The organism is Jatrophihabitans sp. GAS493, assembly GCF_900230215.1.
In the GTDB taxonomy this organism is placed as follows: Bacteria; Actinomycetota; Actinomycetes; order Mycobacteriales; family Jatrophihabitantaceae; genus MT45.
The window spans coordinates 1230413-1244982 of the sequence record NZ_LT907982.1 but is presented as its reverse complement, the minus strand read 5'-3'; the positions used below and the strand labels follow the sequence as shown (position 1 = coordinate 1244982).

General features: G+C 67.5%; 13 protein-coding genes and 1 tRNA gene. 3 read left to right on the top strand and 11 right to left on the bottom strand.

The features are described 5' to 3' along the window. Positions 1–37 precede the first annotated feature (37 nt). A complete protein-coding gene (locus CPH63_RS05675; protein ID WP_096301950.1) occupies positions 38–1675 on the bottom strand; it encodes an ABC-F family ATP-binding cassette domain-containing protein in 1638 nt (545 codons plus the stop codon). A 102-nt stretch (positions 1676–1777) separates the two neighbouring features. Here CPH63_RS05675 and CPH63_RS05670 point away from each other — a divergent pair, with 102 nt between their 5' ends. Both CPH63_RS05670 and CPH63_RS05665 read left to right on the top strand, forming a co-directional pair. Beyond that, positions 1778–2443 (top strand): sirohydrochlorin chelatase, encoded by a 666-nt coding sequence (locus tag CPH63_RS05670; RefSeq protein WP_096301949.1) that lies wholly within the window; start codon positions 1778–1780, stop codon positions 2441–2443. 65 nt (positions 2444–2508) lie between these two features. Next, positions 2509–2585 (top strand) — tRNA-Phe (locus CPH63_RS05665). Between the two features lie 23 nt (positions 2586–2608). On the opposite strand, the gene CPH63_RS05660 is transcribed toward CPH63_RS05665, so the two are convergent. The 6 genes from CPH63_RS05660 to CPH63_RS05635 form a co-directional block, all read right to left on the bottom strand. Next, positions 2609–3583, bottom strand: coding sequence for a hypothetical protein (locus CPH63_RS05660; RefSeq protein WP_157749311.1), 975 nt, complete (start codon positions 3581–3583; stop codon positions 2609–2611). A 186-nt stretch (positions 3584–3769) separates the two neighbouring features. Then, positions 3770–4198 (bottom strand): MarR family winged helix-turn-helix transcriptional regulator, encoded by a 429-nt coding sequence (locus tag CPH63_RS05655; RefSeq protein WP_197704590.1) that lies wholly within the window; start codon positions 4196–4198, stop codon positions 3770–3772. Between the two features lie 8 nt (positions 4199–4206). Further along, on the bottom strand, positions 4207–5658 hold the full coding sequence (locus CPH63_RS05650) for an MFS transporter (RefSeq protein WP_096304971.1): 1452 nt from the start codon (positions 5656–5658) through the stop codon (positions 4207–4209). A gap of 185 nt (positions 5659–5843) precedes the next feature. Continuing rightward, the gene (locus CPH63_RS05645) at positions 5844–7613 is read right to left on the bottom strand and encodes an MDR family MFS transporter (RefSeq protein WP_096301947.1); all 1770 of its coding nucleotides are present in this window, start codon (positions 7611–7613) and stop codon (positions 5844–5846) included. Beyond that, positions 7613–8227, bottom strand: a complete 615-nt coding sequence (locus CPH63_RS05640; protein ID WP_096301946.1) for a MarR family winged helix-turn-helix transcriptional regulator — start codon at positions 8225–8227, stop codon at positions 7613–7615. Before CPH63_RS05640 ends, CPH63_RS05645 begins: the two co-directional genes overlap by 1 nt. Positions 8228–8510: 283 nt before the next feature. After that, on the bottom strand, positions 8511–8720 hold the full coding sequence (locus CPH63_RS05635) for a BldC family transcriptional regulator (protein ID WP_091351923.1): 210 nt from the start codon (positions 8718–8720) through the stop codon (positions 8511–8513). Between the two features lie 453 nt (positions 8721–9173). Between CPH63_RS05635 and CPH63_RS05630 the strand changes: the two genes are divergently transcribed. Further along, a complete protein-coding gene (locus CPH63_RS05630) occupies positions 9174–9368 on the top strand; it encodes a DUF3073 domain-containing protein (RefSeq protein ID WP_096301945.1) in 195 nt (64 codons plus the stop codon). Positions 9369–9381: 13 nt separating this feature from the next. Here the strand turns inward: CPH63_RS05630 and purM are convergent, their stop codons facing one another. Genes purM through CPH63_RS05610 form a run of 4 tightly spaced genes read right to left on the bottom strand, consistent with a single transcriptional unit; the run spans position 9382 to position 14526 of the window. Further along, positions 9382–10476, bottom strand: a complete 1095-nt coding sequence (purM, locus tag CPH63_RS05625) for a phosphoribosylformylglycinamidine cyclo-ligase (protein ID WP_096301944.1) — start codon at positions 10474–10476, stop codon at positions 9382–9384. Then, the gene (purF, locus tag CPH63_RS05620; protein WP_096301943.1) at positions 10473–12092 is read right to left on the bottom strand and encodes an amidophosphoribosyltransferase; all 1620 of its coding nucleotides are present in this window, start codon (positions 12090–12092) and stop codon (positions 10473–10475) included. Before purF ends, purM begins: the two co-directional genes overlap by 4 nt. A gap of 48 nt (positions 12093–12140) precedes the next feature. Further along, positions 12141–12977 carry a 4'-phosphopantetheinyl transferase superfamily protein gene (locus CPH63_RS05615; protein ID WP_096301942.1) on the bottom strand — a complete coding sequence of 279 codons (837 nt, stop codon included), beginning with the start codon at positions 12975–12977 and terminating at the stop codon, positions 12141–12143. Next, entirely contained in the window at positions 12958–14526 is a 1569-nt protein-coding gene (locus CPH63_RS05610; RefSeq protein ID WP_096304970.1) for an acyl-CoA carboxylase subunit beta, read from the bottom strand. Before CPH63_RS05610 ends, CPH63_RS05615 begins: the two co-directional genes overlap by 20 nt. Between the last annotated feature and the right edge of the window lie 44 nt (positions 14527–14570).

The following is a 14570-nucleotide window of genomic DNA, read 5'->3' as shown; positions in this document are numbered from 1 at the left end:
CAACAACGACGGCTCCGTACTCCAAACCGGCGTGAGGCTACTGCTCCGACAGCTTCCCGTCCTCGACCTGCCAGTGGCGATTGGTCGATACCGTGCTCAGCATCCGGCGATCGTGCGTCACGAGTAGCAACGTCCCGTGAAAATCAGCCAATGCCTGCTCCAGCTGCTCGATCGCCGGCAGGTCGAGGTGGTTCGTCGGCTCGTCCAGGACCAGCAGATTGACTCCCCTCGCCTGCAGCAACGCCAGCGAAGCCCGGGTCCGCTCCCCCGGCGAGAGGGTCGCCGCCGGGCGATTCACGTGGTCGGCGCGGAGGCCGAATTTGGCCAGCAGGGTGCGGAGATCCGCCGTCTCCAGTTCCGGCAACTCGCGCCCGACGACATCGATCAGCGGCGAAGGCACCGTAAAAAGCTGACGAACCTGATCGACCTCACCCACCAACACCCCCGACCCGAGTGCGGCGGTGCCGGCCGTCGGCACCAGTTGGCCGAGCAGCAATCCGAGCAGCGTGGACTTCCCGCCGCCGTTCGGGCCCGTGATGATCACCCGATCCGCCCAGTCGAGTTGCACCGTGACGGGGCCGAAGGTGAAGTCGCCGCGCCGGATCGAGGCCTCCTGCAGGGAGGCCACCACCGCGCCCGCCCGGGGCGCCTGCGCGATCTGAAGCTGCAGCTGCCACTCCTTGCGAGGTTCGGCGACCTCCTCCATCCGCTCCAGAAGTCGCTGCGTCTGCCGCGCCTTCGCCGCCTGCTTCTCCGACGACTCAGCCCGGAAGTTCTTCACGAACTTGTCGGGATCGGTCGCCTTTCTACGGGCGTTCCGCACTCCCTGGGCCATCCAGTTTCGCTGCGTCTGGGCGCGGTCGACGAGCGCCGAGCGCTTGTCGGCGTACTCGTCGTAGGCCTCGCGGGCGTGCTGGCGCAGCAGTTCCCGCTCGGCCAGGTAGGCGTCATAGCCGCCGCCGAAGAGATTCACCTGCTGCTGGGCCAGGTCGAGTTCCAGCACTGAGGTCACGGTTCGAGCCAGGAACTCACGATCGTGACTGACGATCACCGCCGCGCCGCGCAGGCCCTGCACGAACCGCTCAAGGCGATCCAGCCCGTCCAGATCCAGGTCGTTGGTCGGCTCGTCCAGCAGAAATATGTCGAATCTACTCAGCAGCAGCACCGCGAGGCCGGCCCGGGCCGCCTGCCCACCCGACAGCGAAGCCATCGTGGCATCCAGGTCGACGCCGAGCCCGACCTCAGCGGCCACGGCCGGGATCCGGTCGTCCACGTCGGCGCCGCCGAGGGCCAGCCAGCGCTCCATCGCCTGCGAGTACACGTCGCCGCTGGCGTCGGAGCCGTCGGCCAGACCCTCGGCCGCCGCATCCATGGCCACGGTCGCGTCGGTGACTCCGACTCGGCGGGTGAGGAACTCACGCACCGTCTCCCCGGGCAGCCGCTCCTGCTCCTGCGTCAGATAGCCGATCGTCGCCGTCGACGGGTTGAGCGAGACGCTGCCCTCCTCCGGGGGGATGAGCCCGGAGAGGATGCGCAGCAGTGTCGACTTGCCGGCGCCGTTCGCCCCGACCAGCCCGATGACGTCGCCTGGGGCGACGACGAGGTCAAGCTCGGAGAAGAGTTGCCGGGCCCCGAAACCGGCCGCCAGGCCGCGGGCCACCAGTGTTGAACTCACAGCACGAAGTTACCCGCCGGCCGGTAGTGAATTTCGACCCGCGGCGCAGAAGCCCCGACTGGGGCCCCACGGAGGGCCGCGCGCCGTCGGTAGGCTGGACCGATGTCGGGCCCTACCCTCGTCGCCGCCGCGCACGGCACCGCGTCGCTGGCTGGGCAGGCGACGATCAGGCGGCTGGTCGACCTCATCCTGACGCAGCGGCCCGACCTCGGCCTGTCGCTCTGCTTCCTCGACGTGCTGCAGCCCGACCTGGAGAGCACCCTGGCCGAGCACCCAGAGGCGGTGGTCGTGCCGATGCTCCTCTCCACCGGCTATCACGTCCTCAAAGACATCCCGGCGATCGTGGCCGGCCACCCCGGGGTCTCGGTCACCGGGCATCTCGGGCCCGATCGCGGGCTCAGTCAAGCCCTGTCGACGCGCCTGCAGCAGGCCGAGACGAGCCAATCGCCGAGGTCGATCGCGCTGGTCGCCGGCGGCTCGACCATCCCGGCCGCCGCCGACGACCTCACCGCCGCGGCCGCGGATCTCGAGGCGGTGACCGGCCTGCCGGTTCACGGGCTGACCCTGGGTGAGGGGTTGGCGGCCGCCGTGGCGGCGCTGGATCAGCCCGTGGTGGCCACCTATCTGCTCGCCGAGGGCTTCTTCTTCACCCGATTACAGGCGGTCTGCAGCGGCCTGGCCCCGGTGGCGCCGGTTATCGGGGCTCACCCGGAGGTGGCCTCGCTGGTCCTGCGGCGATATGACGCGGAAGTCTCGGCTAGACTCTGACAGGTTCAACGCCTGAATGGCTCCGCCCGGCCCGCCCGGAGCGCGGCCAACGCAACGTTGAGCGCGGCCAGGTAGCTCAGATGGTACGAGCATCCGCCTGAAAAGCGGAGGGTCGGCGGTTCGATCCCGCCCCTGGCCACCAGAACTGGCGAGAAGCGCGGCCGCTCAGGGTCGGCGCAGGCTGAGCAGGGCCGCCGCTGCGCGGCGCCAAGCCGGATTGGTGCACGCCGTGTAGTTCGTCCAGGTCGCGCCCTCCAACCGGGCGACGCAGTCGGCCGCGTACTCGATCGTGCGCTCGCCGGCATTACCGAAGCGCGCTCGCAGTCCGGCGATCGCCCGGGACATGTTTCCGTAGAGGCGCCCCTGAATCACGTGCGCGTACTCGTGCACGACGATCGAGTAGAGGTAGGCCACCGGGGCGCGCGGCGCTATGTAGACCGTCCCGGTACTGAGATTCGTCGCCCCCCAGGCGCCCTTGTCGGCGACCACGAAGTGGACCCACTGTGGGTGCAGGTTCGGGATCCGCGCGATCGCCGAATTCAACGCGGCCCACGATGTGTAGGCCGGGACGGCTGACCTGCGCACGGCCGGCTTCGCCACGGCCTTCTTGGCCGGCTTCTTGACGACCTTCTTGACGACCTTCTTCACGACCTTCTTGACGGCCTTCTTCGCCGCCTTCTTCGCCGTCGGCTTTGCCGCCTTCTTCACGGTCTTCTTCGCGGTCTTCTTCGCGGTGGGCTTCGCCACTTGCTTGATCGTGGGGAGTACCTGCACGAGTGAGGCCGGCCGTACCTGGGGCGCGGTCCGGTCGGCTGCATCGGTTGCCGGAGACGGGCCGGCCAGCGGCGCGATGGGTACAACCGGCGCCGTGGAGGAGTCGCCGAACGGGCTCGCTGATGCGCTGAACGTCAATGAATCATTGGCCGATGGCACCGAGATCGGCACCGAAGTGGTCGGTGCAACCGTGGCCTGCCGGGCACTCAGCGCGGAGACCCGATGGGCCACCACACCGCCCGACGGGCCACTGGTCGCTAGCACCAACAGGTTGGTTACACCCAGTCCAGCAACCAGAGAGAGCAGGCCGAGACGCCGGAGCGTCCGGGGCGACTTCCCATTCGGTCTCGAGGCATGCGTGTACACAACTAGGCTCTCCTTGCCTATCTCGACCGAGATCCGTCTCGGTCACATGTTCTGTATCGGCGCGCGGCTAGAGATCCTTAGACAGGCAGCAGTTTGGGGCCATGATCTGCCGCGCTCCAGCGCAAAGGCAGACGGGGCCGCCAGCCCAGCGGACGGGTCGCCTTTGTTTGACGCGGGCCTTGGTCTTTACGCAGACGGAATGCGGCTCAGAATTCGGGCCAGCTCGGCCAGCTCCGTCGCGGGCAGCGAGCGCAGCGCCGGTGGTGGGGTGCTGAGGATCTCGTCGGCCCGAGCAGCCAACTGGGCCCCGGCCGGGGTGACACTCACCAGCCGGCAGCGCCGATCGGCCGGATCCACCCTCCGCTCAACCAGACCCCGCTGCTCCAGGTCGTCGACGATGACCGTCGTGTAGGGCGCGTCGATAGCCAGCGCGACGGCCAGGTCGCGCAGCCGCGCCGGCTGATGGGCCAGGCGGCGCAGCGCCTTCGCGCGGCCGAAGCTCATACCGAGTTCCTCGGCGACCCGGGCCCGGGCGTCGTTGCCGTCGAGCACCAGATTGCGCATCACGGCAAACGCGGCCGCCGCGGCCGTCACCGCAGATTCAGTGCCGTTCACCGGCTCACTCATCCCGTCGACGCGCCGGCGGCGGCGAGGGCGTTCTCCCGCCGCTCCTCGTCCACCAGCTTGGCCGCGGTGCCACGAGCCCACTCACTGGAGCTGAGCGCGCCGATCACCAGCACCCCCAGCCCGCCGGCCACGACGATCCACCACGCGGCGTGACTGGCCTGGACGAACTCGCCCTGCATGGACGCGTGCACGCCGGAGGCGACCACCGCGCCGACGATGGCGACCCCGAGCGTGGCGCCGACCTGGCGGCTGGTCGAGGCGATTCCGGCGGCGACCCCGGCCTGTTCACGCGGCATGCCGGAGACCGCGGTGTTGGTGATCGGCGCGTTGAGCCAACCGAAGCCGAAGGAGAAGACGAAGTAACTGGCCAGCAGCCACCACAGCGGCGTCGCGGCGGTGATCCCGGTGAGCATCAACGCCCCGAGGATCATCGCCACGCCGGCGATGAGTAGCGATGGCCGGGGACCCCGCGCGCCGACGACCCGTCCGGAGATGGGCGCGAAGATCGTCGCCATCAGCGCCATCGGCAGCGTGCACAGGCCGGCGGCGAATGCTGAATAGCCACGGACGTCCTGTAGGTAAAGGGTATTCAGGAAGAGGAAGCCGCTGAAGGCACCGAAGCCGCAGACCGCGATGAGGGTGGCGCCGCTGAACGGGGCACTACGGAAGAAGCGGAGTTCGATGAGCGGGTCGGTCCGTCGCGGCTCGTAGATGAGCAGGCCGACGAGCGCGATCACCGCCAGCCCCAGGAAGCCAAGGATCTCGGCCGAACGGAACCCGGCCCGGGGCGCCTCGATGATGGCATAGGTGACGCTCGCCAGCAGGACAATCACCAGCACCTGCCCGATCGCATCGACGCGGCGTGGGCGCAGTGCCTTCGACTCCGGGATGAAGATCGCGGCCAGGATGAAGGCGGCCACGCCGATCGGGACGTTCACCCAGAAGATTGCTCGCCAATCGATCACCTGGATCAGCAGACCGCCGACCACCGGGCCGAGGCCGAGACTGATGCCGACGACCCCGCCCCAGACGCCGATGGCGCGCGCCCGCTCGCGGGGATCGGTGAAGACGTTGGTGATGATCGACATGGCAACCGGGTTGAGCATCGATCCGCCGGCCGCCTGGACCATCCGGAAGGCGATCAGCCAACCGAGGCCCGGGGCCACACTGCACAGCAGCGACCCGAGGGTGAAGAGCACCAGGCCGAACTGGAAGACCCGCCGGCGCCCCAGTCGGTCGGCGGTCGATCCGGAGAGGATGAGCAGACTGGCCAGCACCACGGTGTACGCGTCGATCGTCCACTGCAGGCCGGCGACGGAGGCGTTCAGATCGGTGCGGATGGACGGCAGCGCGACGTTCACGATGGTGGCGTCCATGCCGACGATGAGCAGGCTCATACAGCAGATGGCCAGCACCAGCCGGCGGCGCCCGGCGGTCAACTCGGTCATCGCGAACTCGGGCTCGGCACAGCGTTCCGGATGGTCACGAAGTTTCGGATGCTCACGAAATCGATTGTAGCGACACAACTATTAGCCAGGCAAACCAATATTCACACCAACGCGAAATGGGGAGTTCCCAGTCCGGATTCCGGACCGAAAACTCCCCAATCGCTGAGAGGTACTACTGAGAGGTACTACTTGTGGGTGGCTCCACCCGGGTCGGCACCGGTGGTGGCGGCGAGGGCTTCGAGCTGCTCCTCCTCGGCCTGCAGCGCGGCGTCGATGACGGCCATTCGATCCTCGGGAGCGACGGTGCTGGCGAGCTCCGCGGCGATCTGCTCCTCGGCGCGAGCGGCCTGCGCTCCGGACATCGTGCGCAGCGGAACCTCCTTCAGGAAGCTCACCACGATCACCGCGAAGACCAGGACGATGGCGCCGACCAGGAAGACCAGGTCCATCGCGTTGGAGAAGCCGACCAGGAACGGGTGGGCCAGCGCGGAGTCGAGGTGGTTGAGGAATGCCGTGTCAGACAGGCTTCCCGTTCCCGACATGATCGCCTTGACCTGGTCCGGGTGGGCCTGCGCCGCAGCCTGGAAGGCCGGGTCGGTCGCCGCCTCCTTGTACTGCGCGGCGATCTTCGCCGGGGCGGTGCTGAAGAGAATCGACAGGAAGATCGCGGCACCCAGCGTGCCACCGACCTGACGGAAGAACGTGCTGGACGAAGTGGTGACACCGATGTCGCGCGGCGGTACCGAGTTCTGCATGGCCAGCACGATCGTCTGCATGTTCAGGCCCAGACCGACACCGAAGAGCAGCATGTACAGGTCAGTGATCCACAGCGTGGTGTCGGCGCCGACCGTCGTGAGCAGCAGCATCGCGGCGACGAGGGCGATCGAGCCGATGACCGGGAAGATCTTGTAGCGGCCGGTACGTGACGTGATCTGGCCGGCGGCGAGCGCCGAGACCATGATGCCCGCCACCAGCGGCAGGATCAGCAGCCCGGCCTGCGTCGGCGAGGCACCCTTGACGATCTGCAGGTACAGCGGGATCGAGGCGATACCGCCGAACATCCCGACACCGAGCAGCGTGGACTGGGTTGCCCCGATGGAGAAGGTGCGTCCCTTGAACAGACGAAGCGGAATGAGGGCGTCCTCGCCCATCATGCGCTCGGCGAAGACGAAGGCGACGAGTCCGAGCACCCCGACCAGGTAGCAGGCCAGCGCCCAGCCCGAGCCCCAGCCCCATTCGCGACCCTGCTCGGCCACGATGAGCAGCGGCACCAGACCAACGATGATCGTGCCGGCGCCCCACCAGTCGATGCGGGATTCGCGGCGGACGAAAGGCATCTTCAGTACCTTGGCGACGACAGTCAGCGCAACGATGCCGATCGGCACGTTGACCCAGAAGATCCAGCGCCAGCCGGCGATGCCGAAGATGCTGGACTGGCCGGAGAGGAACCCGCCGACGACCGGGCCGAGGACGCTCGAGGTCGCGAAGGTGGCCATGAAGTAACCCATGTACTTCGGGCGATCCTTCGGCGAGACGATGTCGGCCAGAATGGCCAGCGCCAGCGAGAAGAGACCACCGGCGCCGAGGCCCTGGAAGGCGCGGAACGCGGCGAGCATGTACATCGAGGTCGCGAGTCCACACAGCGCGGACCCGGTCACGAAGATCGTGATCGCAACCATGAACAACGGCTTGCGGCCGTAGATGTCACTCAGCTTGCCGTACACCAACGTCGAGATGGTCGAGGTGATGAGGAAGGCGGTGGTGACCCAGGCCTGGACATTGAGGCCATGCAGGTCGTCACCGATGGTGCGGATAGCCGTCGACACGATGTTCTGATCGAGCGCGGCGAGGAACATACCCAGCAGCAGGCCGCTGAGGATGGTCATCACCTGCCGATGCGAGAGCTCACCGGACGGCGGAGCTGCCACCTCGGGGGTAGCGGTAGCGGATGACATTAGTTCTCCTCGAGTTCCGACGGGTGCGCTGTCGGCGCATCGTCTTGTAGCGGTGCCGAGCTCGCCGATCGGGCGGCTTCGGCAACAAATGTGGGGCCGCGGAGTTCGAAGGCGGCCGAGAGACGGTCGAGATAGTCGCTGAACTGCAGGCACTCCTCGTCGGTCCAGCCTTCGAGCATGGCCTGAAAACGGGTGTTGCGGATACGGGCGTGCTTGTCACAGACACCCCGTCCGCGCTCGGTCGCCGCGAGCAGGCTGGCCCGGCCGTCGCGGGGATCGATCTGACGCTCGACCAGTCCGTCCTTGATCAGACCTGCGACCTGGCGGCTCACGGTGGACGGGTCGGAGTGCACCAGCTCGGCCAGCGCGCTAGCGCGCATCGGACCGTCGTTCATGAGCGTGGCGATGAGTATGTAGGCCGAGAACTCGACTTCGGATCGGGCCGCCGTCATGATCTGGTGCTTCATCCGGCCGGCGCTGCGCATCACCTGCCCGAAACTGCGGGTGAGCGGCTCGATCGCCGCCATCGACGGTGACACCTCAGTCTCGGCTGCAGCAGGACCCGAGGCGCGGACCGGGGCCGTCACTGATGGGGCCGTCATCGATTCAGTCATTGGACACCTCGCCTCGGAGAATTGCTTGACGCATGCAACTGCATGTATGTAGCAAGCATCTACCTGGCGGCATTATTCCGCAAACTGCGCCGAGGACGGTGAGGTGGCTCTCACCCACGTACCAAGTCACGCAGTGCCCTGGGTGCAGACACAACGATGCCGTCAGGCCTGACCAGACCTGACGGCATCGGGAAGCAATTGCGCGGAATCTGCAGCGACCGCAGCGAACTGCCGGTCGCTCTTTCGATCGAACGAGAAGCCCGGAGGTGAAGCAGCCCCGGAACTAGCCGAGGGTGTGGTTGGTGTTCCCCTCGAGCAACGAGCGGACCTCGGACTCGCGGTAGCGGCGGTGCCCGCCGAGGGTGCGAATCGAGGTCAGCTTGCCGGCCTTGGCCCAGCGCGTCACGGTCTTAGGGTCAACCCGAAAGAGCGTGGCCACTTCGGACGGCGTGAGGAGTTGTTCGTTGTCGGTACGGTGACGGGGATTTGTCATCCTGTCGACCCCTTTCTGAGCAACCGATGACACAGGTCCTGTTCTGTGTCATGGACCAGTATCCCGAAGATCGGGCATTTCAACCATGGGAAAAGTCCCACGTGTCCACTTTTTGCCATGCGTACTACCTGCAACACGCTACCGTTCCGCCAGGTATATCGCTACATATACGGACACACTGGTATTTGTCGTTCTCATCGCTCAAACCCCACCGCAAGCGGACCATCCGGACCCAAGCCACTCCTCGACTGTGGTCTCCACGACTCACGGGCCGGTGAACGCCCTCCGATGTGCGCCTTTCCAGCCGGACGGAGTACGCTACGTCCACGACGATGACAACATTCCCGGCGCAGGTATGCACCGCCCACACTCTGGTTAGCTAGATACTCGCAACCAAGTGAGAGCAAGGTGCCATCGCAGCCCGGCTGACCGTGTGAGCGAGGGGGTCGAGCCATGGGGCGCGGCCGTGCAAAAGCCAAGCAGCAAAAAGTGGCGCGCGATCTGAAGTACAACACTTCCCAATTCACTGATCTCGACGCACTGCGTCGCGAGTTGGGATCGACGCCCTCTGCACCTGAGCGTGAGTCCACGCCCACGTCGTGGGATGACGACGAAGACGAAGAGGGCTGGGCCAGCGCGACCCGCTGATCCAGCCGCCTGCTCAGCGCCAGCTAGCTGCCGGGCCCGAGTAGTCACCGGTCATCCGCACCACACCGGTACCTTCGACGACCTCGCCGAGCCGCCAGGCCGGCACGCCGCGCTCGGCCAACAGGGCCAGTGCCGTCCTCTCCTGCCCGGCCGCAACCACGGCGATCATGCCCACGCCCAGGTTGAAGGTCAGCTCTAGTTGCTCGCGCGGGATCGATCCGGCCGTGGCCAGCAAGGTGAAGATCGGCTGCGGACTCCAGGTGGATCGATCGACCACGGCGTCGAGGTGTGGTGGCAGGACGCGCACCAGATTGCCGGCCAGCCCTCCGCCGGTGATGTGCGAGAAGGCGTGCGCCCCAGCCCCGGCGGCCAGGGCTAGGCAATTCTTGGCGTAGATGCGCGTCGGGGTGAGCAGTTCGTCGCCGAGACTTGCCCCGTCCAGCTCGTCGTACTTGGCGTCGAGCTGTAGGCCAGCGGCGGCGATGACGTGGCGCACCAGTGAGTAGCCATTGGAGTGCACACCACTGGACCCCATCCCGATGAGGACGTCGCCGGTCGTAACCCGCTCCGAGCCGAGAACGGCGTCGGCGTTGACGACGCCCACACCGGTCCCCGAGATGTCGTACTCGTCCGGGCGCATCACGCCTGGGTGCTCAGCGGTCTCGCCACCGATCAGCGCACAGCCGGCCTGCACGCACCCCTCGGCGATCCCGCTGACGATGGCCGCGATGCGCTCCGGCACAACCTTGCCGGTGGCGATGTAATCGCTCAGGAAGAGCGGCTCGGCCCCGACGACGACCAGATCGTCGACGACCATCGCCACCAGGTCGATGCCGATGGTGTCGTGCTTACCCAGCTCCTGGGCGATCGCGATCTTGGTGCCGACGCCATCGGTCGAGCTCGCCATGATCGGCTGCGGGTACTTCTGCAGGTCCAACGAGAAGAGACCGGCGAAGCCGCCGAGACCACCGATCACCTCAGGGCGATTGGTCCGGGCCACCTGTGACTTCATCAGTTCGACCGCTCGATCGCCGGCCTCGATGTCAACGCCGGCGGCGGCGTAGGAGGCAGTGGGCGAAGCAGTTGGAGCAGGTGGGGTGGAGGTCACGGAAGGGGCACGCTCTCTTGGTTCAGTTCGTCGGCGGTCAGTTCGTCGGCGGTCAGTTCGTCGGCGGTCACGAAGGCACCGGCGGCGGCCGCCGCCACCTCCTCAGCTGTGGCGGCCTCGGCGGCGGCCGCACTGACGTCGGTGATCGAGAGGTTGACGTTGCGCTCGATGCCTTCCAGGACGTGCTTGCCGACCATGTCCGAGAGCGGGATCGGGTACTCGCCGGTGAAGCAGGCGTGGCAGAGCCGCGTCTTGGGCTGCTCGCTGGAGCTGATCAACGCACCGAGGGAGACGTAGCCGAGCGAGTCGGCGCCGATCGACTGGCGGATGCCTTCGACGTCCAGGCCATTGGCCACCAGCTCGGCCTTGGACGCGAAGTCGATGCCGTAGAAGCAGGGCCACTTCACCGGCGGCGAGGAGATCCGTACGTGCACCTCGAGGGCACCGGCTTCCCGCAGCATCCGCACCAGAGCGCGCTGGGTGTTGCCGCGCACGATCGAGTCGTCGACCACGATCAGCCGCTTGCCCCGCACGACGTCGCGCAGCGGGTTGAGCTTCAGCCGGATACCGAGCTGGCGAATGGTCTGCGACGGCTGGATGAAGGTGCGTCCCACGTAGGCGTTCTTGACCAGGCCGGTGCCGTAGGGGATGCCGGACTCCTGCGCGTAGCCGATGGCGGCAGGGGTGCCGGACTCCGGAGTGGGCATGACCAGATCGGCCTCGACCGGGTGCTCACGAGCCAGCCGCCGGCCGATCTCCACGCGCGTCGAGTGCACACCGCGGCCGGAGATGGTGGTGTCCGGGCGGGCCAGATACACGTACTCGAAGAGACAGCCCTTCGGGTCGGGGTTGGCGAAGCGCTGCGAGCGCAGACCGTCCTCGTCGATGGTGATGAGCTCACCGGGTTCGATCTCGCGCACGAAGGAGGCTCCGACGATGTCCAGGGCCGCGGTCTCGCTGGTGACCACCCAGCCCCGCTCCAACCGGCCGAGCACGAGCGGGCGGACACCCTGCGGATCGCGCGCGGCGTAGAGGGTGTGCTCGTCCATGAAGACCAGCGAGAAGGCGCCGCGCAGCTTCGGCAGGACGTCCATCGCCGCCTGCTCGACCGAGACGTCCGGGCGGGAGGCGAGCAGAGCGGTCAGCAGGTCGGAGTCGGTGGTCGCCCCGTAACGGGTCAGGTCGCCGAGACCGGCCGCCTTCGCCTCGGCCGCCAGCTCCATCGTGTTGACCAGGTTGCCGTTGTGCCCCAGCGCGAGCCCGCTGCCTGTCGGGGTGGTGCGGAAACTGGGCTGAGCGTTCTCCCAGGTGGTGGAGCCGGTGGTCGAGTAGCGGGTGTGCCCGACGGCGATGTGCCCCTGCAGGGTATTGAGGGTCGCCTCGTCGAAGACCTGCGATACCAGGCCCAGATCCTTGTAGACGAGTAGCGAGGAGCCGTCGCTGACCGCGATGCCGGCCGCCTCCTGGCCCCGGTGCTGCAGGGCGTAGAGGGCGAAGAAGGCGAGTTTCGCCACTTCCTCGCCGGTGGCCCAGACACCGAAGACTCCGCAAGCGTCTTGCGGGCCCTTCTCGCCGGGCATGAGGTCATGTGAGAGTCGTCCGTCGCCGCGAGCCACGTGACCGAGTGTACGGACGTATTCGGATGCCGGTAACCCGAACGGTGGCTACGCGCCGGTGATTCGCGTCGCGAATCCGGCGCGGCTCCGGATCGGGACGAGCTCCGCGGTGAGCGTGGTGGCGGCGGCTACGTAGCCCGGCGGCGCGTCCAGCCGCTGCACGGTGGCCTGCGCCTGCGGCCGGAAGCCGAGTTCAACGCGGCCCCAGCTCTGCGACAGCGGCATCACGGCCACCGCCTTCATCGGCTGCCCCAACCCGTCGCCGGTCGCCTTCAGCACCGACTCCTTGGCGACCCAGTAGTTGAAGAAGCGGCGGACGTCGAACTCGTCGGCGGGCCCGTCCGGGCCGCTGCGGACGTCGGCCAACTCACCGCGGGTGAGGACGTTCTGAGCCACCGACGGCAGGTCCGGGGCGTCGGTGAGCTCCTCGACGTCGATCCCGACGCGCATCCCGCGGCCGATCAGCAGCGCGATCCACTCACCGGAATGGGAGAGCGAGAAGTCCAGTCGCTGGGCCGGATCGGGGTCGGCGTCTATCCGCTCATGGTCCAGCCGATGCTGGTCCAGCCGCTCGTCCAGCCGCTCGTAGTCCAGCCGCGGCCGCCCGTGCGGACGTCCACAGTCGGCGCACTCACGATCCAGCGGCACCTCGGCCGCCGGCACGCGCAGGATGCCGGCGAGAACGCTGCGAGTCATCGCCACCCCGAGGATGAACCGCCGGCGGTCGGCGTCGCGAAGGTAGCGGTCGGCCCTCTCCCGTTCGACCGGGTCGAGGAGCGTCCCGTGCGCCGGCTGGAGGTCGGCCAGCGAAGCCCACCAGAGGTCAGCCCGGCCCGGGCCTGGACCGTGGGCGTCGATCACCTGATCAAAGAGGGATATTTCCATGCTTCTTCGCGGGAAGGTGATCGACCTTGGTTCGCAGCGTGCGCAGTGCGCGGGTCACATAGCCACGGGTCGACGAGGGACGGATCACGGCGTCGACGAAGCCTCGCTCGGCCGCGATGTAGGGCGTGGCCAATGTATCGCGGTACTCCGCGATCAGCTTGGCCCGGACCTCCTTCAGGGTGCCGTCGGCCTCAGCCCGGGCCAGCTCAGCCCGGTAGAGCACGCTCACCGCGCCCTCACCGCCCATCACTGCGATCTCGGCGGTCGGCCAGGCGAAGTTGAGGTCGGCCCCGAGGTGCTTGGACCCCATCGTCGCGTAGCCTCCGCCGTAGGCCTTGCGCACCACCACCGTCACCATCGGCACGGTCGCCTCGCTGTAGGCGTAGAGCAACTTCGCACCGCGGCGGATGATGCCGTTGCGCTCCTGCTCCAGGCCGGGCATGTAACCCGGGACGTCGACGAAGGTGAGGATCGGCAGGTTGAAGGCGTCGCAGAACCGGATGAAACGCGCCGCCTTCTCCGAGGCGTTGATGTCGATGGTGCCGGCCATGTACCGGGGTTGATTCCCGACCATGCCGACCGTGCGACCCTCGACGCGGGCGAAGGCACAGAGCATCTGCGGTGCGAATCGTGGGGAAATCTCGAGGTAATCACCATCGTCGGCGACGGCGGCGAAGACCTCGAGCATGTCGTAGCTGGCGTTCGCCGCGTCCGGGACGAGCACGTCCAGGGCGTGGTCCTGAGCGGTGAGGTCGAGGTCAGCCGTCTCGTCGACATTCATCGAGTCGTCCAGGTTGTTGCTGGGCAGGAAGGCCAGCAGCGCCCGAACCCACTCGAAGGCGTCCTCCTCGTCGGCGGCGACGTAGTGGGTGTTGCCACTGACTTCGGCGTGCATGTCGGCGCCGCCGAGGTCGGCAAAGGTCGTACGTTCGCCGGTCACGGCGTAGACGACGTCCGGACCGGTGACGAACATCTGCGACGTCTCGGCCGTCATGACGGTGAAGTCGGTCATCGCCGGGGAGTAGACCGCGCCGCCGGCGCATGGCCCGAGAATCATGGAGATCTGCGGGATGACGCCGGAGAGGCGAGCGTTGCGACGGCCGATCTGGGCGTAGTAGGCCAGTGCCGAGACACCCTCTTGGATGCGCGCGCCGCCGGAGTCGTTGATGCCGACGATCGGGCAGCCGATCTTCGCCGCCAGGTCCATGATCTTGACGATCTTCTCACCGTACGTCTGCCCGAGGCTGCCGCCGAAGACGGTGAAGTCTTGAGAAAACAAGCAGATCGTTCGACCGTCGACGGTCCCCTGGCCGGTGACCACACCGTCGCCGAGTGGCCGGTTGGCCTCCATCCCGAAGTCGGTCGACTGATGGCGGGCCATCGCGTCGAACTCGACGAAGGAGCCCGGGTCGACCAGCAGATCGATCCGCTCGCGCGCGGTGAGTTTCCCCTTGGCGTGCTGACGCTCCACCGCCCGGGCCGAGCCGACGTTGCGGGTCTGCGCCTCGAGCTTGTCGAAGTGCGCCAGCTTGAGCGCGGTGGTGCTCAGGCCGGGCGTCCCGTCCGCCGAAGCGGACGAGCCATCGTCGGAGA

What these genes read in the sequence shown, in the direction of transcription:
- CPH63_RS05670 (WP_096301949.1), top strand. Translation starts at nt 1,778, where the DNA reads ATGTCGGGCCCTACCCTCGTCGCCGCCGCGCACGGCACCGCGTCGCTG.
- CPH63_RS05650 (WP_096304971.1), bottom strand. Translation starts at nt 5,658, where the DNA reads ATGACCGAGTTGACCGCCGGGCGCCGCCGGCTGGTGCTGGCCATCTGC.
- CPH63_RS05645 (WP_096301947.1), bottom strand. Translation starts at nt 7,613, where the DNA reads ATGTCATCCGCTACCGCTACCCCCGAGGTGGCAGCTCCGCCGTCCGGT.
- CPH63_RS05640 (WP_096301946.1), bottom strand. Translation starts at nt 8,227, where the DNA reads ATGACTGAATCGATGACGGCCCCATCAGTGACGGCCCCGGTCCGCGCC.
- CPH63_RS05635 (WP_091351923.1), bottom strand. Translation starts at nt 8,720, where the DNA reads ATGACAAATCCCCGTCACCGTACCGACAACGAACAACTCCTCACGCCG.
- CPH63_RS05630 (WP_096301945.1), top strand. Translation starts at nt 9,174, where the DNA reads ATGGGGCGCGGCCGTGCAAAAGCCAAGCAGCAAAAAGTGGCGCGCGAT.
- CPH63_RS05615 (WP_096301942.1), bottom strand. Translation starts at nt 12,977, where the DNA reads ATGGAAATATCCCTCTTTGATCAGGTGATCGACGCCCACGGTCCAGGC.